At 33.8% G+C, this 23,394-nt stretch carries 13 protein-coding genes, 5 tRNA genes and 2 pseudogenes; 5 read left to right on the top strand and 15 right to left on the bottom strand.

Annotated features, from left to right (window positions below; genetic code table 11):
- Positions 1-159: 159 nt before the first annotated feature.
- From P5P87_RS24185 to P5P87_RS24115, 15 genes are all read right to left on the bottom strand, one after another.
- Positions 160-945, bottom strand: a complete 786-nt coding sequence (locus P5P87_RS24185) for a hypothetical protein (RefSeq protein WP_278020872.1) — start codon at positions 943-945, stop codon at positions 160-162.
- Between the two features lie 29 nt (positions 946-974).
- Positions 975-1,544, bottom strand: coding sequence for a hypothetical protein (locus P5P87_RS24180; RefSeq protein WP_278020871.1), 570 nt, complete (start codon positions 1,542-1,544; stop codon positions 975-977).
- A 26-nt stretch (positions 1,545-1,570) separates the two neighbouring features.
- Positions 1,571-1,643 (bottom strand) — tRNA-Leu (locus P5P87_RS24175).
- A gap of 97 nt (positions 1,644-1,740) precedes the next feature.
- Positions 1,741-1,812, bottom strand: a tRNA-Pro gene (locus P5P87_RS24170).
- Positions 1,813-1,869: 57 nt separating this feature from the next.
- A tRNA-Asp gene (locus tag P5P87_RS24165) sits at positions 1,870-1,942 on the bottom strand.
- Between the two features lie 20 nt (positions 1,943-1,962).
- Positions 1,963-2,036 (bottom strand) — tRNA-Arg (locus P5P87_RS24160).
- Positions 2,037-2,860: 824 nt separating this feature from the next.
- Positions 2,861-7,927, bottom strand: a complete 5,067-nt coding sequence (locus P5P87_RS24155; protein WP_278020870.1) for a DUF4132 domain-containing protein — start codon at positions 7,925-7,927, stop codon at positions 2,861-2,863.
- Between the two features lie 132 nt (positions 7,928-8,059).
- Positions 8,060-8,494 (bottom strand): hypothetical protein, encoded by a 435-nt coding sequence (locus tag P5P87_RS24150; RefSeq protein ID WP_278020869.1) that lies wholly within the window; start codon positions 8,492-8,494, stop codon positions 8,060-8,062.
- Positions 8,495-8,911: 417 nt separating this feature from the next.
- Positions 8,912-9,193 carry a hypothetical protein gene (locus tag P5P87_RS24145; RefSeq protein ID WP_278020868.1) on the bottom strand — a complete coding sequence of 94 codons (282 nt, stop codon included), beginning with the start codon at positions 9,191-9,193 and terminating at the stop codon, positions 8,912-8,914.
- Positions 9,194-9,574: 381 nt separating this feature from the next.
- Positions 9,575-11,851 carry a hypothetical protein gene (locus tag P5P87_RS24140; protein WP_278020867.1) on the bottom strand — a complete coding sequence of 759 codons (2,277 nt, stop codon included), beginning with the start codon at positions 11,849-11,851 and terminating at the stop codon, positions 9,575-9,577.
- Between the two features lie 27 nt (positions 11,852-11,878).
- Entirely contained in the window at positions 11,879-12,595 is a 717-nt protein-coding gene (locus tag P5P87_RS24135; RefSeq protein ID WP_278020866.1) for a DUF434 domain-containing protein, read from the bottom strand.
- Between the two features lie 59 nt (positions 12,596-12,654).
- Positions 12,655-13,452 (bottom strand): TatD family hydrolase, encoded by a 798-nt coding sequence (locus P5P87_RS24130; RefSeq protein WP_278020865.1) that lies wholly within the window; start codon positions 13,450-13,452, stop codon positions 12,655-12,657.
- A gap of 295 nt (positions 13,453-13,747) precedes the next feature.
- The gene (locus tag P5P87_RS24125; RefSeq protein WP_278020864.1) at positions 13,748-15,169 is read right to left on the bottom strand and encodes an RtcB family protein; all 1,422 of its coding nucleotides are present in this window, start codon (positions 15,167-15,169) and stop codon (positions 13,748-13,750) included.
- 204 nt (positions 15,170-15,373) lie between these two features.
- Positions 15,374-17,614: a hypothetical protein gene (locus tag P5P87_RS24120; RefSeq protein WP_278020863.1), complete on the bottom strand. Its 2,241-nt coding sequence runs from the start codon at positions 17,612-17,614 to the stop codon at positions 15,374-15,376.
- Positions 17,615-17,866: 252 nt separating this feature from the next.
- Positions 17,867-17,984: transfer RNA gene (locus tag P5P87_RS24115), tRNA-OTHER, on the bottom strand.
- 289 nt (positions 17,985-18,273) lie between these two features.
- Between P5P87_RS24115 and P5P87_RS24110 the strand changes: the two genes are divergently transcribed.
- From P5P87_RS24110 to P5P87_RS24090, 5 genes and pseudogenes are all read left to right on the top strand, one after another.
- Positions 18,274-18,408, top strand: a complete 135-nt coding sequence (locus P5P87_RS24110; RefSeq protein WP_278020862.1) for a hypothetical protein — start codon at positions 18,274-18,276, stop codon at positions 18,406-18,408.
- 5 nt (positions 18,409-18,413) lie between these two features.
- Complete coding sequence (locus tag P5P87_RS24105; protein ID WP_278020861.1) at positions 18,414-18,887, top strand: HD domain-containing protein; 474 nt, start codon at positions 18,414-18,416, stop codon at positions 18,885-18,887.
- A 360-nt stretch (positions 18,888-19,247) separates the two neighbouring features.
- Positions 19,248-20,285 carry a helix-turn-helix transcriptional regulator gene (locus P5P87_RS24100; protein ID WP_278020860.1) on the top strand — a complete coding sequence of 346 codons (1,038 nt, stop codon included), beginning with the start codon at positions 19,248-19,250 and terminating at the stop codon, positions 20,283-20,285.
- A 221-nt stretch (positions 20,286-20,506) separates the two neighbouring features.
- Positions 20,507-20,964 (top strand): annotated as a pseudogene (locus P5P87_RS24095) (MarR family winged helix-turn-helix transcriptional regulator).
- A 36-nt stretch (positions 20,965-21,000) separates the two neighbouring features.
- Positions 21,001-23,392, top strand: a pseudogene (locus P5P87_RS24090) (3-hydroxyacyl-CoA dehydrogenase/enoyl-CoA hydratase family protein).
- Positions 23,393-23,394: the final 2 nt, after the last annotated feature.

Below are 23,394 nucleotides of genomic sequence, written 5' to 3'. Positions count from 1 at the left end.
TCTGCTACAATAGTGCTATACAGAAACACCCAACAAGGCTTGTTTGATATTTTTAATCAAAGTTTCCTTTGATATCATTTCATTTTTTAAAGAACGTTTTTGTTTCTTAAACAAAGATTCAAATGATCCTGCGCAATTATTTTGCGCAGGATATTTTTTTTAATTAATCCATTCTATAACCGTCGATAAATAAGCTTCTCTTACTTCATCAAATCGAGTTATGTTCGGAATATGATTTACTTCTAATAAATATTTAGAACCATCTTTTGCAACGATATAATCATTTCCAATCATATCCATTTGCAGAGTTTCTTTTATATGAATTGTATCTGCTAGCAAATCTTCATCAACAGGCATAAAACCTGCATTGTCAGGATGAATAGATTTTAACCAATCGTCTCCTTCTAATTTAATCTGCCAATAAACATCTCCAATCATCATGATACGAACGGCTTCTCCTTCATAATAGGGTTCAATTGTAGCCGTAAATTGGCTTTCCCATTCTCCTGTAAAACGATGTTTATTCTCGCCGCAATGCCAATTACCCCATTTGGCAACCGTATCATTGGCAATATTTACAGAAGCTCCTACACTTATAAACCCACGAGGTGCACTAAATTTTGAAAGAGATAATGCTTTTACCAAACACGGAATCTTAAATCTACAGTCAAGCATTGCTGCCGCATTCGGATAACAGTCTCCTCGCCAAATTGCTAAACCAGTAATAAAATCGAAATCATTATCGTAAATTCCGTAATAAACCACTTTATCAACCGGAAGCATTCCAACTCCATTTGTTTTTTCCATATAAAGCACTCCATCTTTTACTACGATTTTAGGAATAAACTGATGCCAAATAATGTGTCCTGAAAAATTGGCTTTTATAACATCATATTCTTCTTGTTCAATTCCAACAAGGGCTATTCGGTTGAATAATTCTTTCATTTTTTTTACTTTTTAGCGTTATTTACTTTTTACACAGATTCTAGTTTTAATCGTTTAATACCAAAATCTGATTTCCTTAATTTGCACATTCTTTCATCTGAAATGTGATGGAAAACAATACCTTCAATGTCATTCTCTGATAAGAATACTTCTAAATCCTTAAAATCAAGACTTACAAAATCAAGTATTTCACTTCCGTGTTTTACCAATGTATGTTTCTCAAAATTTTCAGAGTTACCTTGAACTTTTGGTCCACATAATTCGTAGGTTCCGTCAACTTTACTTTCTAATCCATCAAAACCTTCAAAAAAATGTTTGTCCTCCGATTTTGAACGGTCGCATTTTAACCAGTGTGGATGATGACCTGATTTTGGATCAGCTTCCTGACAAGGAATTGCACCCATCGGGATTGCTCTTCCTTTTTTAGCATCAAACCTTTTAAATATTTCACCGCCTATAATCGCTGCCGATGTACCATCAAATTTTCTAGTTGCAATGGCTTCTCCATCAAAAACCCATTTGTTTTCAATATTAATTTTATCTACTACCCTTCCTAAATCATTAGGATCTTTGGCGAATAATGTGCTTATCTTTTTCATCGTATATTTTTTAATTTTTCATTTTGTACAGGAAGAGAGACTCGAACTCTCAGGAAACTGATCCTAAATCAGCCGTGTTTACCATTTCACCATTCCTGCATTTTTTTTAAGTTTCTAAGTTGCTGAGATGCTAAGGGACTAAGTTTTTTTAACTTTTAAATCCGAATCTTAGCAACTTTAAAAACCATTTCATTTGTCTGGGAAGCAGGATTCGAACCTGCGACCTCCCGCATCCAAAGCGGGTAAACAACCTCCGTTATCTTCCCAGGTCTATTTAAGTACCTTAGAATCTTAGTGTCTCAGCAACTTAGAAACTTTAAAAAAGCGGCTCATACGGGAGTCGAACCCGTTTCTCCCGAGAGACAGTCGGGAAGGTTAGCCAGTAACCCCAATGAGCCAGTTCCTTCTAGAGAACAAGTGATTTTGGAAGGATTCGAACCTTCGACCATCTGCTTAGAAGGCAGACGCTCTATCCAACTGAGCTACAAAATCATTTATTTTTGGGCATAAAAAAAGCACCTGATCAAAGGTGCTTTACAAAATTCAACGTGATATAACTATCCTATTGCCTATATTGATGCACCTGCATTGCGAAACGTCCAAGATCGAATCTTGCGTTTAGTGGTAATCCGTATGATATTTTATTTTGTAAAGCCATTTTTATATGCTGTATTATATTTTAAAATTCTTGTTATTATTTGAAACGCTGTGTTTCAATTTTGTTTGGCAAAGATAAAGTCGAAAAAATCATATTTCCAAATATTTTTTAAGATTATTTTTTTGATTATCAATTAGTTAGGCCTTAAATTAAAACAAGGAAATTCCTGTCCGCAAACTGATGCAGATCTCTATTTTGTATCAAATGACTGTTACTCATCAGATTACTTTCCAATACTATATTTCTCTATTTTGATTAATCATTAAACATTTTGGTCAATTATTTTTTAGTTTTTTTTAGTTATGGTTTGTATTTCAATCATTTTTTGTCCTCTTTTTGTCACACTAAGCGAAGTCGAAGTGCTTTTTAAACGAATTCGAAATGGCTAAAAACAAAAAAAGCGCCCTACTTCGAGGACGCTTTTTTATTTTATGATGAGTTTGACTCTAAATTTTACATTTTAATTTCATAAAAATACATATTGCATCCTGATACTTTAGCCGGAAGTGATCCTGCTAAGCGGTCAAAATATTTTGCTATTGAAAGTCTCATATGTATTTTTCTATTTTTTAATTACGGGAACAAATGTAATATTTTATTTCTTAATTTAACATTTCACATTAAAAATGTTAAAATTATTATTTCTGAAACTTAACTATTAAGCATACGTCTTATCAATCTGATTCAAAACAGTCGGATCCTGAATTTCATTGTCTTTGGCAAACAATAAAACTTTAGACATAACCTCAGCTGATTTTGGATCGTCGTCTGCAAATGGAAGGAATAAACGTCCTCTGTGTTGCGAATGAATTGGCAATATCGATAAATATTTACCTGGCATCTGATGTACAACCGCACTTCCTAAATGAACGCTATACTCTGCCAATTGTCCTTTGATGATGGCATGGTTTCCAGTAATTTCAACATTCTTGATTTTGAATAAACGCAATGTTTCTCTTAACAATACTGCTCTCATCTCGATAGAAGAATGACTCGCTTCTGGATCTACACCACCAACGTGGGCAACGCTTACCACCAAATCAATATCACGCATTACTTCTGAGAAAATCCTCGGATTAATATCTTCAAAAGCAATATTTTTATAATCTTTTAAAGAATGGAATTCGATAGTTTCTAAAGTCGGACTCTCAACATCTGCAGGCGAAAACCAATCTGCCATCGCGTACATTTTTACCTGATATCCTTCTTTATGGAAAACTTTCTGTAATCCTTCTTCGTAATCTACTTTCCAGCCTCTTGTTTTCAATAAAGCCAAAGTTTGATTCGGTTGAACTTGATGCCCTGCATAACGTCTTGAAACCGATTTCTCTTTCAATTCATCTGGCGTCGGAACATACAATTCTCTAAAAATCTGTTTAAAAGGTCGCTGCAATTTATTATCAAAACAATATTTCTGGTAATCTACCCAAACGTTATTTTTATGCAAATCGAAACAGTGTGCGATTCTAAAAGTCTGCTTTTCGTTTAACGAAATCATTTCTCCTAAACCGGTAACTAAACTTCCATCGACATAAAAACCAATCTGATTGTCATTAGAAATAAAAACTAATTTCTCTAGATGTTTTGAAATAATTGGATGCTCGAAAAGGTTTTGCATTTCTGCGAATAAAAACTCATCGCCACGAATCATACTTTCTTCCAAGCCTTTTCTTGAACGAGTCCATTGCTCGCGCATGGTTTTTCTATAATTCGTCAGTTCTAGAATTCCTTTGTCTTTTTTGTATTTCGGCGGAATCGATTTTAATTCTTTTCCTGCTTTATAGGTAACCAAATCAGCTTTTCCTTCTTTATTGATCACCAAACTAATTGTAACATCATCTAAAACCACTTCGGTTTCTTTTGATAAAATATTCTGAACTTGTTTCGTTTCCATTGCCCAAGTCAAACGAACTGGATCTGGATAACCCGCATTTCTTGCCAAGTTTTCCAAAGCTACACGAATTGCCAAAGCTTCGCTCGCCTGTTTCATCGAACCGAATTCTTTGCTTTCTTTTTTAAATTGCTGTAAATACTCGTAACGCGCCAAAATATCTTTTTCTGGACTTGCTTTACTTAACGGAACCAATCCATAAACTCTTAAATAATCTTGATCACGTTTGTCTTTTACTTTAGCGGTAACTTCTCTAATTTTTAAATCGCCCGTAATCGTGTCTGCATACAAACGCGCGCGACGATGACCGTTTCCGTCTGTTACGTATTTTGCAGATTCGTATAAAAGTTCCCATTTTGCTTTTCCTAATTTCTTGTAAGCCGATGTAAACCAATCTTTATCTACAGCACCATCTTTAAAATCTTGCAAATCTAAAGTCGAAAATCTTGTCGCTTCACTTTCTAATTCTGAATTTGTAGCACTGTAAGACGCCGTTTTGGTATGCGCATGAAACCACCAAATTCCTTCATCCAGACCATTCCAATCCAAATAAGTGCTGATAAACTTTTGCCATTGAGGCGCATAAATAGCAGTCTGAATCAATCTTTCTTCGGAGATTTTAGCTTTTTTAATTAAAGCATTAAAACTTTCCTGCGTATCAGTTTCTAACGGATAACATCTTTTCAATAAGAAACTAAATAATTTCTGTTTCGTTAAATCGGTGTAACTCCACGAGTAAATATAGCCTTTATACAAACTTGCTTTTCCAAGCGCTGTAATCAATTCGACCAAACGGTTTGCACCAACAATCTTCTGGAAACTCTGCACCAAATGTGTTACCGCAGTATTAGAATCGCCTCTTTTAACCTCAACATCCAAAAATGTTTCACGAATTTTATCTATCATCGAAACTAAGAATGGAAATCTAGCCAATAAGTCTTCGCTTCCTTGATTTCTGTAATTTCTATTTCCGCCTGTTAAAAATGAAATTCTTTCTGGATCCAAAATACCTTCATACAATTCACCTTCGGTAATTAACTTTTGTTCAAATGCAGCGCTATATAACTGAACAAAAGGTTTGCAGTACGAAATATTTTTTTCCAGTCCATTTAACTGTCTCCATCTGTACAGATTCCATATCTTAATTTCTTGTTCTGCAGTTACGTTTCCTAAGTCAATTCTGTTTAGATAAACATCAAAAAAGTTCTGATTTTGCCAGCCGTTTCCCTTATTGTTATTGTAATAATATTCATTTTTACCAGGCACATATTCAAACTCTTTTACAGATTCTGGAAGATCTGCATACAAAATGGCACAAGCGTCAATTAAGAAATCTGTTTTTTCTTCAAAAGCATATTTTACTTGCAGCGCATTCAAAATATTCAGAATCGCATTGTCCCAATCGTAACCTCTTTTGTTTGGATGAGGCAGTAATTCTTTATAATAAAAAACATGTTTTTCGAGGAAATCACGCCAAATTTTACGGTCACAATTGCTTACAAATGTCAGTAAAAACAAATCTCGTTCTACTAAACCTGAATTTTTAAACCATTCTTCCCAAACTCCATACAACGGATAATTGGTTGTCGCCAATTCTGAATTCTTTTCGTCTTTTAGATTTTTTAATGGTCTAAAAGAGTTCCCTAATAAAACCGTCGATTTGCTATTATCGTAGTTTTCAATTTCGTATTCGTAATTTCTGTTTTCTTCAAACAATTTATAAAGCTTCGCAATTTCGTCTTTAATATGCGACATCGATTTAGAGAAACCGTATTGATGTTCTTTTACCGCTTTTGCATACAAAGAATCTGCTCCTACCTTAGGAAGTTCATAAGTAGAAATTTCGTTTGGCGTAAAAAATCCGTAACCGTTTTCTGCGCTTAAAAGATCTTGTTTTTTTGAAGGTTCTAACTGCTCAATAAATTTGGTTTCTTTCTCGGTAATTTTTGGTCTTTGAAGATAGTCTTTTACCCAATCGTTAACCTTATCCGTTAGTTTATTGTTTTTCTGAAGCTGAAGCATAACGTCTAGCATAGACATACGTTGTTCTAAATCTCCTTTTTCTACGGTCTGATCTACAAAATTGATAACTTTCTGATCTTCTTGTTTAATCAGAATCGACGTTAGATTTTTCTTTAAATTAGAATTTTTACGTTTAAATAATTCCTGAAAAATAGCTAATTCATCTTCTGTTAAACTCAAATCTTTTAAAACATTAACCGCCGAAGCCACAAGAGATTCTCCTCTGTCTTTTAAAATTCGTAGGGCAAAATTTCTTTGAAATTCAGTTGGTTCTGTTTTGGTTTGATTATTTTGGTTGCTATAGTAAGAATAGCTGTAAAAACTTCCCAATAAATTTCTCGTCAGTTTCTCTCTTAAGTTGATTGAGAAGCCTTCAAAATGTTGTAAAACCGCTTCTAATCTTTCGTTGTTATCGCCAACCAAATTAATCGCCGCGGCATAAAGCGTATCTCTTTCAAACTTTACATTTAACCACGAAAATACTTTTCCTTCAAAAGTTTTTTCTTTTTCAGTAATGTTTTGTGCAAGATTGTAAACTTTATCAAAAAAGTTCGGATAATCTGCATTTTCGATATAGAATTTCGATTTTGTATTGGCTTCCAACAAAGCATTCATTCTCGGAACTGCAAAGGCTAAAACCTGCAGATTCTCATCATCTAATGCTTTAAAATAAAGAGGCATTTCGATATAAGGATCGTTGGTTTCTCCAGCAAATTTTAATGCCAGCGATTTCTTTTCGACCGAACCGTTTTCTAATAATTCATGCAGATACGGAACCGTTTTCTCGACATCCAAAACACCTTGAACCCAAAGCGCCATATAGACTTCGTTATTATTTTTGCTTTTTACGCCATTCGGAATCGTTTCTGGTTTGGTAAAATAACCCGAAGCCAACTCGATAATATTTCGAACCGTAGTTTCTTTTTCAGAATCCCAACCCAAACCTGTCCACGTGTCAATCGCTCTTACAACCGATGAAAAACGAGTCAGTTTATTATCAATAAGCACTTTGATCATGTATTGCAAAGCGCCGATACTCGTTTCGTCTAAAGCCTCCAGAATCGTCTGGCGCAAACCTTCCTGACGCTGAGCCGCCAAAAGCAGTTTTTCTACCAACTCCCAATGCTGTTGTTTTTCGCTATTTAAAAGAGCTTTGATGATATTTCTCGAAACTTTTCCGTGTGTATCTTTATTAAAAATAATGTCTTCAAACAATTGAAAAAGTCCTTCTTTGCCAGCATCCAGTGCCGAAGACCACACCATAAATTTATTGATAGAATTTGAAATCTCGGTATCGTGACGAATTTCATCTTCAATACTCAAATCATAATAAAAAGTACTGCTGTCCTGATAATTGTATTTGTAAGGTCCATTTAGCAAAGAACGCAGAAAATTGATCTGATTTACCAAAAGATAACTTTTATGATTAGGCGCTCTAAAAGCTCTTCGCGTATACCCGTTCTGATACATTTTTTGAGGCAATCTGTTCCAAGCTTCCTTTACATATGCGACATTTTCTTCACCAAAAAAGTAAAGCGACAAGTCGTAATAGTTTTTATCTTCCCAGATATTCTCTTTTATTAAAGCGGCAAACTTTTCGGCTTCTTTAGAACCAAGCGAAATATAATTGCTGTAATAATTGTCCTGAAGTTTCAAGAGTTCCAGACCAAACTCCGCCGCTTCTTTTTTCAGTTTTTTTCCAGAAAGTAATTTAGAAAGCAGATTACTGTTTACAATTTCTTCCAATTCTTTTTTAAATCTCTTAATTGGATTTTCAATTACTTTACTTTTTAAAAGATCTTCTATCGTCATGATTATTTTAGATTTTAGATTGCAGATTTTAGATTTTTATTGAGAAGTGAAAGGCTAGATGGAAATCGTAAAAGTTCTTCCATTCCAGATTTTACAATTCACCATTAACAATTCACCATTAACAATTATAAATTACCAATAGCTTCCCGCCAAGAACGTAAGCCTAATAAAAGTGAGGTTTTTATTTTGAGATAAATCGATTTGTTCAGTTAACGTTTCCAGCTGATCGTCTCCATAGAAAACAGCATACAAACCATCTTCAAAAGCTACAATGGCATTTTCTTGCGCTTTGGCCAAATCTACTTGGTTGTGATTGTACAGCGCGCCAAAACCTACTTTTCCGGTATCGGTAAGAATGGGTAAATAATTTTCTTTTGGAAGATGGATTTTGTCTTCGTCCTCAAACTCAAAGGATGAAGAACGGAACAATTGAACCTGATGATCAACAATCGATTCTATGAGTTTTTGTGTAGTAATGACAGGATTTTCTATATCCAGAGCGATACTTTTTTCCTGAAGTAGCGGATGTTTTTTTCCTAATTGTTTAACTGAGATACTTATATTCATCTTTATCGGCTTTTATTTTGAGGCGGTAATGTAAGAATTTTAAAGCGATTTTTACTTAAAATAATGTCTTTTTAATGTTAAAAAAATATTAGAAATAAACTTTTAAGCATAATTATTTTAAACACATAGAAACATGGTCTTTCCTTATATTTAAAGGCGTTTCACTAATTTAAATGCACATATTTTAGCTATTTTCAAAGTTTTTTTCGTCGAGTTTGTCATTTCGACGGAGGAGAAATCTTCGCGAGTAGCTCTACAAAGATTGGCACTATACGTTGCGGAGTTACTCGCGAAGATTTCTCCCTTCGGTCGAAATGACAAGATTATGGAAACTATCGTCTATAATCTCTTTTATAAAATTACAAACCAATACTAAAAAAATATCCCGACAAATAGACATTGTCGGGATTTGAGTTTTTATTGAGATAATTTACGATTGCTACTACAAGCCTTATAAATCTGTTTCTCTGAAAATGGCGATAACGTTTCTGCCAGATTACGGCTGGTTCTTAAACAGCTCAGTATTTTTTGCCTTAAATTGATATCGTCGCCAAACTCTGTATGCATTAAGAGCTCGAAGATTTCCTGCAAATACAGTGGCTGTTCTTTGTAATCTCCCTCAAACAATTCGTCTGAAAGGAAATTAATTACGGATGGCACTACATCACGATGTGTTGGTTTTTGATTTTCTTTTTGCATAATAGAAAATTTTAGATGCGCGAATACCTCGCTTTAGGTGTGCAAAACATTCAAAGGAATGATTTAGGACAGTTTCCTGTTCCTTCACCATGACGAGGTATTCGTTTATGTTAACTTAAAAAAAGTTTTAAGGATTTCTCCTTTGATTGTTTTGCATCGCAAAGATATACTTTTATTTTAAAAAGAAAGAAAAAACCTACTTTTTAATTCTTTAGATTTTAATTCTGAATTTAGACCGAAAACAAAGATAGAGATTAATCTCATCAACGAAGTTGATTTCTTTAGAGTCGATTTAGCTTTAAAAGTATTCTTTTTAAGCTTCAATTAAAAACATGACTAATTTTTCTTTACTAATTTCTGTATTCCAAATTCTCTCTTCATTCAAATAAAAACAAAATAACTCTTCTTCATAATGTTCAAAAAAATCTTTCTAAAAGAGAAAATTGGATCATCAGATTCGTAACTAAAATCGAAAGACGTTGTGCTTATTTTTAATTTTACATTAAACTCTTTAAATCTGTCTTTTTCAAATTGCAGGTTATATACTATATCACATGATATAATTTCATCTGCCTGTTTTATATTGTAAAATGAAATATTATAACCATAATATAATAATTCTGGCAATTTTAAATTAACTTCTAATCTATCTTTTAAAAAGCTCCATTTTTTATAACCGTCAAATATGTACTTCAATTTATTATTAGAACTATAAAGGCATTTTATTTCTTCAGGCTCAAAAGAATTTTCTTGGCTCTTGAGTTTTAATTTAAAAATAAAAGGTTCATATACTTTTGCTTCTAATTCCGGAACAAATGGAAAAATTGATTTAAAAAAAGAATTATTAGTTTTATTCAGACTACTAAACTGCTCTTTTTCAAATTCATCTACTGTATAGGTTGTTTCATTAGAATAATAATTTAAAACTTTATTCGAATCTTCAAAATTTACAATTACGGTATCGAAATCATAGCCTAATTCACTTTTAAAATTATCGTAAGAAATCTTTCGGGCATATTTTAAATCCATTTCATCATTCTTAAAAACAACTCGTGTAATTTCTCTACCAAAAAAATCCTGAACCAAAATTCCTTTGTAATATCCAATTTCTAATGTCTCAACTACACTTTCAAAAATATCATACACAAAATATCCATTTTGATGCTTTTTATTATGATAAACAATATAATTTCTTGTAGAATAAAATTCAAAATCTTCTGGTTTTTCCTGATCGCAACAATAATATTCTACAAAAGAACAGGAATTATCTTTATAAGTTTTGATTTCTTTTATGAATTGGTTTATTTTTACTTCTTTCTGATATTCATATACTTTATCAATTTCCGTTTCATCGATCACCTTACCAAGATGATTTTTATAAATAATTTCTATTTCATCTTTTGAGCTTTCCGGAACCTCTGAAAAAAAAGATTTAAAAAAAGGTTCTTCTATCCTTTTAATATAAGTTTCAAATTTTAAATTTGGCATTTCCCAAACTGTATCTTCCCACATAGAATCAGAATCAAAACCACAATCATCTATATAAGATAATGAACCACAATTATCATACTTAAAAATACTCAATATCTGAGATTCATAATTATTTTTGTAACAATACTTGATTAAAGAATGGGTTCTAAATTCATTGCTTAGAAGATAATTAACACTAATCAATTGATCTTGATAATTGTATACTTCATTTCTTTTTTCAATTAAAACACCTTTTTCATCATACTTTATAATTTCCCAATAGATACAATTATTTTTAATTACTGGTTTATGATAAAAGCAATATTCAATTCCATTTTGCATTACTTCTAAAAAGTCCTCTATGTTTTCTTCTTTACTTAGATAGTTCGTTTTCGATATAATTTTTCCATACGCAAATCTTTCAACTAATCGTTTCTTTTTATCTAAATACAAAATTTTATGAAAGAATCTTTCCGTAAAAATTTCTTTAAATGCTATTTTATTCTTGTAATCATCTGAATATTCTATCAAAATTTCAGGAATCTTAAAATCTGAATTAGGAATTACAGGAAAAAATGATTTAAAAAAATCTTTATCAATATTTAGCTTATATCTTTCTGAAAAATCATTTGTAATTAAAAATTCCTGAAGATTCATTTCTAAATTTTCATTAGAAAAATATGCTGACTTAAAATCTCCGTTTTCAAAATAGTCAACTCTAACAGTCGAATCTTCTTCAACCTTTCTACTCAAAATTGAATATTTAGCATCACTTTTTATTGTTTTGGAAAAATTAAAAAAACTGGAATCCTCATAAGTTTTCAAACTATTACCAGTTTTTACAACTAAATTCTCCTCTTTATCTTTTATGATAATCGATTGTTGTTCAAGATTTCTAAAATCATAACTTTGAAACAAATAGACTGTAAAACCAGATTTATCAAATAATTTATAATAGAAACTTCTATTTAAAAATTGATTATTTTCAAGCAATATTTCTTCTATTGACTGATTGTTATTCAAATAGTAAATCGTAAAATTACTATTACTATTAGATGAGATATATTCGGTTCTTATAAGTTCATCATCAATATAAAAATTCTTGAAAAAGTTTTTTGCAGTATGAAGTTCTTCCTTTAAAATAACTTTTTCATTTCTACCTGATTTATATATAATTTTTTCTTCCATTTTAAAAGTATCATTTGGCTTCATTGTTTATTCACAAGAAATCACAGTTTCTTTTATATTCATTTTCAACAGCATATACTTCATCAAATTAAAATTAGCTGAAGCATTATCCAAAATCCAAGCATCAGAAGTCACAGCAATCCAATTGCTTTCTGCAATTACTTTATCGGGATTATAAACCAATTCCACTTGCCAATCATATTGATTTTCTAAAGCTATTTCTTCAATCATCTTTTTCAATCTTCCGCTATTTGAAACAGGTTTATCAAAAAACCAATAAATTGTTTTTATCTTTTCTTTTTTGTAGAAGTCAGCAATTATTTCTATTGCCTGTGATGTCTGTTTCACTCTTTTATAAGTTCCGTGTACACTTGACAAATCACGAATGAATCCATCTTGTCCTCTAAAAACATAAGCGTTTGATAAAATGCTTTCTAACAAAATCAAAGCATTAAAACCATCTATAGCAATTTCTTTTCCTTCTAAATCCTGACTTTGAATTTCTTTAGATTTTCGATCTTCAATCTGACTTTGAGAAGCGCTCATTCCGCGAACTGCCTGTTGCTGTCGGGAATTTAAACGATATCGGTTTCCAACTAAAGCTAATGTTGCTTTTTCGCCATAACCTCTACTCAGAAAATAAGACAAGTCGGTTACAGCTTCTTTGAGTTTAAACTGTATTTTCTCTGTTCCGAATAAATCATCGTCGCTTGCTTCTTTTCCTCTGTTTTTAAGACTAGTCATTTTACAAAAATATAAAAATTAACCTACAATTAATATGTCATTTTGAAAATCAGTGAACTTTAAATTCCAAAAAAGCTTTTAGAATTCCTCGTCGTTTCCTCTGCTACTTTAGCTAAAGTAATCCCTTTAAACTGTGCAATTGTTCCGGCAACATACGGCAGAAAAGCAGGTTCGCAACGGCGTTCGTGGTATTTCTTCAAGAGGCTGTTCGGGACATTTTTAGGAAGCATAAACGGCGCATCGGTTTCAATCATCATTTGGTCGAGCGGTACGTACTGAATGACTTCTTTTAAATGGCTGAAACGTTTGACATCTGAAATCGCTCCCGTAAAACCGAGATAAAATCCGTTATCGAGATAGGTTTTGGCTTCTTGCAAAGTTCCCGTAAAACAATGCACAACGGCTTTTGGCAGTTTCGGAAGATAGTCTTTTGTGATATTCATAAACGAACTAAAAGCGTTTCTTTCGTGCAAAAACAAAGGTTTCTGTACTTCAATCGCCAATTCGAGCTGGGCTTTGTAACATTCTTCCTGTTTGTTTCGAGGCGAAAAGTCGCGATCAAAATCGAGTCCGCATTCGCCAACCGAAACGACGTGTTTCAGTTCTAATAATTTCCTAAGTTTCGAAATACTCTGCGCATCAAAACTCTTCGCATCATGCGGATGTATTCCCGCCGTAGCGTACAACACGCCCGGATACTGCCTCGCAATCTTAGCAGATTCTTCGCTATTTCGTACGCTGGTGCCTGTGAGTATCATTTGCGATACATCGGCGTCGAGCGCGTCTTGTATGACATCGTCTATGTCGTTTTGGAATTGTTTGTTGGTTAGGTTGATTCCTATGTCTATGTAATTCATTTTTTTAAAAGTTGCTAAGGTTCTAAGAGGCTAAGATTCTAAGTTTTTTCTCTCTGTTGCCTTAAATTATTTATTTTTTGCCACTAAGGCGCTAGGACGCAAAGTTTTTTAAGCGTAATATTTGTCATTTCGACGAAGGAGAAATCTTCGCGAGAAACTCTACAAAGATTGGACTCACGTTGCGGAGCTACTTGTGGAGATTTCTCCTTACGTCGAAATGACATAAAATGAGGATAATCGCTGTGATGAGAAACCTTAGAATCTTAGCATCTTAGAACCTCAGCATCTCAAAAAACTAATCTTCTTTACTCCCATCATCCGCCATTCTCACTAATTTCGGTGTAAACTTCGCTACCACATCCACCAAATCCTGCTGCGCTTCCATGACCTGATTGATATCTTTATAGGCCATTGGAGCTTCGTCTAGACCCGCTCCGATAAGCGTAACGCCATGATCTCTCAGGATAGATTTCATTTCAGATTGTGTGATGTTTTTTATGGCTTGGGTTCTGCTCATTTGTCTTCCTGCTCCATGCGAAGCCGAATTAATGGCGTTCTCCTCGCCTTTTCCTCTAACCAAAAATCCCGGTGCGGTCATACTTCCCGGAATGATTCCCATTACGCCTTTTCCGGCTGGAGTTGCTCCTTTTCTATGTACGATCACTTCTTCGCCGTTCCAGATTTCTTTCCAGGCGAAATTATGGTGGTTTTCGACTTTTGCTAAAATCGTCGCACCCAAAGCGCGTTCCATTTTGTTATGGATAATCTCGTGACAAGCCGAAGCGTAATCTCCCGCCAAATTCATTGCCATCCAGTATTCCTGTCCCAATTGCGAATTCATATCCAAGTACGCTAAGTTTTTTGCCACTTCTGGAAGTCTGCATTCCTCTTTGGCGATTTTGGTATAATGTCCAGCAATGGTTGCTCCCATTCCACGTGAACCAGAATGCGTTAACAAAGCGACGTATTTTCCTTTTGGGATATTTAAAACCGCATCGTCTTGCGCAAATTCCATGATTCCGAATTCCACAAAGTGATTTCCACCACCCGAAGATCCTAATTGCGACCAAGCTTTATCTTTCAAATTCTTCACAAACGGATTCATATTGAAAGTTTCGTTCTCCAAAACCGCATGATCTGATTTGTACTGACCGTGAAATCCGTGACCTGCTCCAAAAATAGAATTCGCAATTAATTCCTTTTTGAATTTAGCTTCGTTTTCAAAGTAAAAAGCTTCTGGAATATCATAAACCGACAACGCCATTCTACACCCAATATCAACTCCAACACCATACGGAATAATGGCATTTTTCGTTGCTAAAACTCCGCCAATCGGCAATCCGTAACCTTGGTGCGCGTCTGGCATTAAAGCTCCGGCAACCGTAACAGGCAGTTTCATGGCGACTTCCATTTGCTTTCTGGCTCCGTCTTCGATATGATCCAATCCGTAAGCCGAATACGCATTCGGATTCTGATTTAAAGCAATGAAATCTTCTGGTTTTTCATTCGATTTTTCGATTAAAGCAACAGCCAGTTTGCTGAAGATTTTATCGTCGATATAATTCTCTGGAGTTTCTAAGACGTTTTTGAAATTTGTGATCATTTCGTCTCTTGTGAATCCATTTCTCTTGCTGTTTATTTTTAAGGCAATCCCAATTATTTTTCCTTCTGGGAATCCTAATTCTAATATATCTGTACCGTTTATTTGTGTACTCATGATTTCTATTTTTTTGATAGTACAAAGGTTAATTACTACTGCGCAGTTATTTTGCGTAGATTTTATTTCACGCAGATTTTGCAGATTTAAGCAGATCTAAAAGGATTTTTTTTGATAAATAATCTGTGCTTATCTGCTAAAATCTTTTTAAATCTGCGTGAAATATTAAAACCTTTGTCACTTTGTTACTATGAACCTTTGCCACTAATCTACCAATAATTGTGTAACAACCGCTGGGTTCATCGCCCATTGTGCTGTGTAAACTTCATCAGCAATTTCATTTTCGGTGATTGTTAAACCTTGGGCTTCCGCTTTAAGCTGTAACAAACTACCAATATTCAATTTGCTGTTTAGTTTTGACAACAACGCCTGAACGCCTTTGAAATCCAATCCACCAACAACCTGACCTCCGAAAGTCATCTCTAACCAAACGATTTCTCTTTTGGCTACATCCAACACTCCAAAAACCAAACCTTTGGCAACATTTTGCGTCACACGAACCTGATGATCAACACACGACGGATCGTATGCTACACCTGTTTTCTCCGAAATTTTCATCGGGTGTTTGCTATTCATCCAACCTACAACCAAATTTGGCGTAATACTTCCGTTACTGTACGCGTTGCAAGTAAAAGTTACAAATTTAGCTTTAGCTTTCGCTAATTCATCGATATTGATGTTGATATATTCGGCTGTTCCAATTTTATTCGGAATGCTTCGGATATCACCACTATGCTGACAACCTGTAGTTGTCAATCGGCTGAAAGAACAAATATCTAAGCGATCTTCGTATGCAATCTGACAGCTCAAATCCATATCTAAATGTTGTGCTGGCAAATCTTTTCCCCATTGCATGAACAATCTAACTTCGTTTCCTTCAACTGTGAAACGTGTTCCCATTAAAGCAACTGGTAAATCCTGAACGGTTTCGCTTCGATCTCCTATAGAAACTGGAATATTAAACAATTGCGGATCTATATAGATTGTTTTGTTGGTGTTCGCAATTTTTGCAAATCGTTTTTTCATGGCCAAAAGACACAATTCTTCGATTTGGTTTTTCATTGCTTCCAACTGAAAATCTTCGTATAATCCTAATAACTGATTTGCTTCAATTCGTTTGTTTGTTCCACCCAAAGGTTTCACACTTCTCTGCATGTTTTTATCAAAATAATTTTGAGCATACATGTTCAAAGTAAACACCAATCGAGCCGGAACTTTATCGATGATTTCTTCAAAATGAGCAATAGTTTCCTCTGCTCCAAACCAAAGCATGTTTGAGAATAACGAACGTGCAAATAATCCTGGACGCTGTTTCAATAAGGCAAATGTTTTATCGGCATCAAATTTCAATCTTGACGAATCTACTTTGCTTTGCCAAACATCGTACACTTGGTTGTAGAATACATCCATTAAAAAATTCAATTTCTCAAACCCTTTTCTTTTGCTGTATTCTGCCAAACGCAACGCTCGGATAAAACGAACCCACATTCCTCTTTTTGGATGCATGGTCTCGCACATCGCTTCAACATCCATGTTCATATTGTTCAACCAATTTGCCACCATTAAACATTCTTTTCGGGAATATTTTAGTTTCAAATCATTTGTTGATGCAATTCTGGCCTGAACGCTCGTATCTAAAACATTGTAGAAATGCTGAGCATTTTTTGATGTTCTTTTGATAATCGTTTTTGGCTCGATAATCTGAAGTATTCCTGTGTTTTTATACCACAAGTATCGTAAGATATCTGTTGGTGTTTTCAAAAACTGAGAAGCCTCATTTTCTTTACCATTTTCAATCAAAAGATCGATCACCAGCATTAAAGTTTCCTTCATTGCTACTTCAGCTTTTGGTAAAGGCAAATAGTGCATCGCCATTTTTAAACTATCTACCTGAGTAGCGTCTAAAGCGGTTTTAGATTGCAATAACGATATATAGAAATCATTTAAATCTTTTTCTGTCCACAATTCCAACATTTTCAATTTGCTTCCTTGTCCGATATTTTCTAATTTTCCAAATTCAAACGGAGTTCCGCAGAACGGACAACCGTTGTATCTTTCTAATGGAAAAGTATTATCAGGGATAATATGTCCGCATTGTAAAGTTGTTCCGTTTTTAGTTTTAAAAACATTTCCGAAATATGTGATAATATGATCTAAAACAGATTCACCTGTTGGAACATTCCATTCTTTTACCAATGGCGTCCAGTTTTTATCTGTTCCTAACACTTCTCTTAAAACTTCTAAAACCTCGATTTTATAAGTTGGGCTCACATTGTTTAAAGCGTGAAGCAAAGTTTCAGAAAATGTAAATCCAAGTTTTGAAACATTGGCTAACAAAACTGATGTTGTTCCTGATAAATTTTTAACGTCATTCGCAATCATTTCTGACGGAATGAAAATAGCATTTTGACGTAAACTGATTTTTAATAATTCTTTTGTTTTCATTTTTTTTTAATTTTTAAAATTTAGATAATTGCGTTTCTGAGTTCTACCTAAAAGATTTTTGAAGTAAGAAACACTTGACCTGAAATTGGAGTGTAATAAATTAGCTGATTCAAATTGGAAGTTTGCGGGTTTCCCCAAGAAGTAAGCTAATTTTGACCCTCGTTTTTTTATTAATGATGATTTTAAAACTATGTTCGGATTCGAACCGAAAGTAGCCGTTGTCTGAAGTAAGTTTTAATTGACCATTAATTGTGAAGCAGATGGGATTCGAACCCATGACCCGGACATTAAAAGTGTACGAAGTAAGTTTTGATTGACCTTTGATGGATAATTTCAAAACTACCTGCTCTAACCGCTGAGCTACTGCCTCAATTATGATTATAAAATAAAAAGGTAATGGTGTAAGTGTGTACATTGGAAAGTGTTTTCGAAGTAACTCAAACTTGACCTATTTTATTCTTTTTTTATTTCTATGAACGTTTGTTTTTATTTCCTGAACAAAGATTTTTAAACTAGTGCGCAGTTATTTTGCGTAGTAAAATTTTTGTTTCATTTTTTAGAAATACTTTTTGTTTTATTTCTTGAGCAAAGATTTTAAAACTACTACGCAATTATTTTGCGCAGTAAAAAAAGAATTTTAAATTTGAGTAAAAAACAACATGAATTTAGAGAAAATCTATTCTGAATTGCTTTCGAATATTGGCTTTTCAGCAAATGAAATTCAGCAAAACTGGTTGAATTTAGAAAAGGCATATTCCAAAAATCAAGACATTATCATAATCTCACGCATTTAAAAGAAATGATTGACAGTTTTGAAACCTATCGTGATCAACTTCAAAATCCAAACGAAATATTATTTTCTATTTTTTATCATGATTTTGTTTATTCGGCTTCTAAAAAAGATAACGAACTTAAAAGTGCTGAATATGCTTTGGCAATTTTACCTGAAAATATCAATCTAAATAAACAATTGGTTTTTGATGCAATCTGTGCAACACAACAACATCAGCAAAATGCGATTGAAGATATAAACTGGTTAATCGATTTTGATTTGAAAATCCTCGCTAAAGATTGGGAAGATTATAAAATCTATTTTGAACAAATTAGAAAAGAATACCGCATCTATCCTGATTTTCTATACAAACCCGGACGTGCGAAAGCGTTGAAGCATTTTCTAGAAAATGAGTTTATTTTTCAAACTGAGGAATTTAGAGGTTTGTATGAAGAGAAAGCAAGAGCGAATATTGAAAAAGAGATTGCATTATTAACGTAAATGCGTGAGGGATTGAGGCGGTATCCTTTTGTGAAATGAAATGGAACAAAAGATTTAGCCGAAAGCCCGACCGGAGGGACACGCCCAAAATATACAACGCAGAATTAATCTCGCAAAGACGCGAAGTCGCAAAATTTTTATTTAAAGTATTAATTAAACTCACCGTTTGTCATTTCGACGAAGGAGAAATCTTCGCAAGAAGCTCTACAAAGATTGGCTTCTCGATGTGGAGTTACTTGTGGAGATTTCTCCTTCGTCGAAATGACATAAAATGGGGAAAAATCATTTTAATCCTCATAATCTGTGGCTTAAAAACAAAAACTTTGTGCCCTAGCGTCTTTGTGGCAAAACATCATAAAAATGTCACAAAACAAAAACGCCTTAATCCGATACAAAACAATCGACAAATGTCTGCAAAACAAATACAGGCAATGGACACTCGAAGATTTAATCGAAGAATGTTCTGAAGCACTATCTGAATACGAAGGTCGTCAAAATCCAATCAGCAAGCGAACCATTCAGATGGATATTCAGCTGATGCGAAGTGAAAAATTGGGTTATAATGCGCCAATCGTGGTTTATGATAAAAAGTATTATAAATATGAAGACGAAGATTTTTCGATAACCGATATTCCGCTAACAGAAACCGATATGAATGTTTTGACAGAAACGGTTTCTATGCTGAAACAGTTTAAAGATTTCTCTTTATTTAATGATGTATCGGATATTCTACAGCGATTAGAGGATAAAATCTATGCTGAGAAATCGCACACTAAACCCGTTATTTATCTGGATAAAAATGAGAAGCTAAAAGGACTGCATTATTTGGACGAAATATATCAGGCGATTATCAAGAAAATGGTTCTGATTATTACTTATAAATCTTTTAAATCTGCCGAAGAAACGAAATTCCACTTTCATCCTTTTATATTAAAGGAATTCAATAACCGCTGGTTTTTAATCGGAAAGAAAAAAGACTCACAACCGATTACCAATTTGGCATTAGACAGAATTATTTCTATTGATTACGATTTTAATCATCCTTACCTAGAAGAAGATTTTGATGCTGATAATTTTTATAAAGATGTAATTGGCGTAACAGTAAATTCAGGATTAAACGCAAGACGAATTGAATTATGGGTTGATGCTTCAAATGCGCCTTATGTACTTACAAAACCTCTGCATACTTCTCAGCGACTAATTAAACAAAACGAAGACGGAAGTGTCATTATACACATATATGTAATCCCAAATTACGAGATGGAACGACTTTTATTAGGTTTTGGAAGCTGTTTGGAGATTTTAAGACCAGAAGGTCTGAGAAATCGTATGAAAAAGATACTTCTAGACGCTATTTCGCGTTACGATTCTGAAAAACCAACTGAAATAAATGCATAATTTTTTACAGAATATAGAATTAAATGCGTTTTAAAAACCAAAAAGAGATTTTTACAGCATCAAAAATGTTAAAATCTAAAAAAAGAATAGTATATTTCACTTAAAATAAACAACCAAAACCCTCTAAATCAGGGATATTTTATAACTAACCAAAAATTTATTAAAAAATTATATGCATGCATAGTATTTTTTAATTATATTTGAAATCGATATAGTTACCTATGAAAGACAAAACGATAGATTATATTTTAAGAGCGACATGGCAAGCTGTTTCAAGAATGTATAATGAAGAGGTCGCAAAGTATGATGCAACAATGGCAACAGGGTTTGCTCTTTTAAGTATGGATAAGGAAGAAGGAACTCCATCAACCGCTTTAGGTCCGAGAATGGGTATGGAAGCAACCAGCTTAACAAGAACACTTAAATCTATGGAAGAAAAAGGTTTAATTGTTCGCAAAAAAACCCAAGCGACGGTCGAGGTGTTTTAATCTACCTTACCGATTTTGGAAAAGAAAAAAGAGATTTATCTAAAAATACAGTTCTAAAGTTCAATGAAACCGTTAGAAAACATGTTTCAGAAGAAAAACTGAATCATTTTATCGAAGTTTCTGAAATTATCAACGAACTGATTCACGATAAAAACATATTTAATCAAACAGAAAACACAGAAAAAGAATAACATTCTTTTCCTCCTACAAACAAATAGTAACAAATTATGAAACGCACAATTAAAAAAGTTGCTGTAATTGGATCCGGAATTATGGGTTCAGGTATAGCTTGTCATTTTGCTAACATTGGTGTCGAAGTTTTACTTCTTGACATTGTACCGCGTGAATTGACCGAAGCTGAAGCTAAAAAAGGATTAACACTTGAAAGTAAAGCCGTTCGCAACCGTGTGGTAAACGAACATTTGGCGAATTCATTAAAATCGAAACCATCTCCTATTTACAGTCAGAAATTCGCAAATAGAATTACGACTGGAAATACGACAGATGATATGGCTAAAATTGCTAATGTTGACTGGATTATCGAGGTTGTTGTAGAGCGTTTAGACATTAAGAAATTAGTTTTTGAACAAATCGAGAAATTCCGTAAACCAGGAACTTTAGTTACTTCAAACACTTCTGGTATTCCAATTCACTTTATGAGTGAAGGAAGAAGCGAAGATTTCCAACAGCACTTCTGCGGAACTCACTTTTTTAACCCTGCGCGTTACTTAAAATTATTTGAAATTATTCCTGGTCCAAAAACTTCTACTGAAGTATTGGATTTCTTAAACGAATACGGATCTAAATTCTTAGGAAAAACTTCGGTTGTTGCTAAAGATACTCCTGCGTTTATTGGAAACAGAATTGGGATTTACGGAATCCAAAGTTTATTCCATTTAGTTAAAGAAATGGGATTAACGATTGAAGAAGTTGATAAATTGACTGGACCAGTAATTGGCCGTCCAAAATCGGCTACTTTCCGTACAGTTGACGTTGTTGGTTTAGATACTTTGGTACACGTTGCCAATGGTATTTACGAAAACTGCCCGAACGACGAACAACACGAATTGTTCAAACTTCCTGATTTCATCAACAAAATGATGGAAAATAACTGGTTAGGAAGCAAAACTGGACAAGGTTTCTACAAAAAAGTAGATAAAGATATTCTTTCTTTAGACTTAGATACATTAGAATACCGCGCCGCAAAAAAAGCAAATTTTGCAACTTTAGAATTAACTAAAACTATCGACAAACCTATCAATCGTTTTAAAGTTTTAGTAAAAGGAACAGACAAAGCGGGAGAATTCTACCGTAAGAGTTTCGCTGGAATGTTTGCTTATGTGTCAAACAGAGTTCCTGAAATCTCAGACGAATTATACAAAATTGACGATGCCATGAAAGCTGGTTTTGGATGGGAAAATGGTCCATTCGAAATCTGGGATGCTATTGGTGTTGCCAAAGGAATTGAAATCATGAAAGCCGAAGGTTTAGAGCCTGCTGCATGGGTTACTGAAATGCTGGCTTCTGGAAGCGAAAGTTTCTATTCTGTAAAAGAAGGAGCGACTTATTTCTATAACATTCCGACAAAATCACAAGTAAAAGTTCCTGGACAAGATTCATTTATTATTCTGAACAACATTCGCGAAAGCAAAAAAGTTTGGAGCAATAGTGGTGCAATCATTCAGGATTTAGGAGACGGAATCTTAAACTTAGAATTCCAATCTAAAATGAATACAATTGGTGGCGATGTTCTACAAGCTATCAATAAAGCAATCGACTTATCTGAAAAAGAATATCAAGGTTTAGTTATTGGAAACCAGGCGACGAATTTCTCTGTTGGAGCTAATATCGGAATGATTTTCATGATGGCAGTTGAGCAGGAATACGACGAATTGAACATGGCAATTAAATTGTTCCAAGATACAATGATGCGCGTTCGTTACTCTTCTATTCCAGTTGTAGTAGCGCCTCACGGAATGACTTTTGGAGGTGGATGCGAAATGAGCTTACACGCTGATAAAGTGGTTGCTGCTTGCAGAAACGTACATGGGATTAGTTGAATTTGGTGTTGGAGTTATCCCTGGTGGTGGTGGATCTAAAGAAATGACTTTAAGAGCTTCAGATTTATTCCGCAAAAACGATGTGGAATTGAATGTTCTTCAAGAGTATTTCTTAACAATCGCAATGGCGAAAGTTTCAACTTCTGGTTATGAAGCTTTTGATACTGGACTTTTACAGCACGGAAAAGATGTTATTGTAGTTAACAAAGATCGTCAGATTGCTGAAGCTAAAAAACATGCATTGTTAATGGCAGAAGCAGGTTATACGCAGCCAATCAGAAGAAATGATATTAAAGTTCTAGGAAAACAAGCTTTGGGTATGTTCTTAGTTGGAACAGATCAAATGCAGGCTGGAAAATACATTTCTGAGCACGACAAGAAAATCGCTAACAAACTGGCTTATGTAATGGCTGGTGGTGATTTATCTGAAGCAACTTTAGTATCTGAACAATATTTATTAGATATCGAACGTGAAGCTTTCTTATCTCTTTGTACAGAGAGAAAAACTTTAGAAAGAATTCAATACATGTTAACCAAAGGGAAACCTCTTAGAAACTAAGA

The sequence above is a fragment of the Flavobacterium ginsengisoli genome (genome assembly GCF_029625315.1).
In the GTDB taxonomy this organism is placed as follows: domain Bacteria; phylum Bacteroidota; class Bacteroidia; order Flavobacteriales; family Flavobacteriaceae; genus Flavobacterium; species Flavobacterium ginsengisoli.
The sequence above is the reverse complement of the archived record's forward strand: the minus strand, read 5'-3'. Positions and strand labels throughout refer to the sequence as shown.

What these genes read in the sequence shown, in the direction of transcription:
- P5P87_RS24105 (WP_278020861.1), top strand. Translation starts at nt 18,414, where the DNA reads ATGATTGACAGTTTTGAAACCTATCGTGATCAACTTCAAAATCCAAAC.
- P5P87_RS24150 (WP_278020869.1), bottom strand. Translation starts at nt 8,494, where the DNA reads ATGAATATAAGTATCTCAGTTAAACAATTAGGAAAAAAACATCCGCTA.
- P5P87_RS24130 (WP_278020865.1), bottom strand. Translation starts at nt 13,452, where the DNA reads ATGAATTACATAGACATAGGAATCAACCTAACCAACAAACAATTCCAA.
- P5P87_RS24135 (WP_278020866.1), bottom strand. Translation starts at nt 12,595, where the DNA reads ATGACTAGTCTTAAAAACAGAGGAAAAGAAGCAAGCGACGATGATTTA.
- P5P87_RS24125 (WP_278020864.1), bottom strand. Translation starts at nt 15,169, where the DNA reads ATGAGTACACAAATAAACGGTACAGATATATTAGAATTAGGATTCCCA.
- P5P87_RS24185 (WP_278020872.1), bottom strand. Translation starts at nt 945, where the DNA reads ATGAAAGAATTATTCAACCGAATAGCCCTTGTTGGAATTGAACAAGAA.
- P5P87_RS24100 (WP_278020860.1), top strand. Translation starts at nt 19,248, where the DNA reads ATGTCACAAAACAAAAACGCCTTAATCCGATACAAAACAATCGACAAA.
- P5P87_RS24120 (WP_278020863.1), bottom strand. Translation starts at nt 17,614, where the DNA reads ATGAAAACAAAAGAATTATTAAAAATCAGTTTACGTCAAAATGCTATT.
- P5P87_RS24110 (WP_278020862.1), top strand. Translation starts at nt 18,274, where the DNA reads ATGAATTTAGAGAAAATCTATTCTGAATTGCTTTCGAATATTGGCTTT.
- P5P87_RS24145 (WP_278020868.1), bottom strand. Translation starts at nt 9,193, where the DNA reads ATGCAAAAAGAAAATCAAAAACCAACACATCGTGATGTAGTGCCATCC.
- P5P87_RS24140 (WP_278020867.1), bottom strand. Translation starts at nt 11,851, where the DNA reads ATGGAAGAAAAAATTATATATAAATCAGGTAGAAATGAAAAAGTTATT.
- P5P87_RS24155 (WP_278020870.1), bottom strand. Translation starts at nt 7,927, where the DNA reads ATGACGATAGAAGATCTTTTAAAAAGTAAAGTAATTGAAAATCCAATT.
- P5P87_RS24180 (WP_278020871.1), bottom strand. Translation starts at nt 1,544, where the DNA reads ATGAAAAAGATAAGCACATTATTCGCCAAAGATCCTAATGATTTAGGA.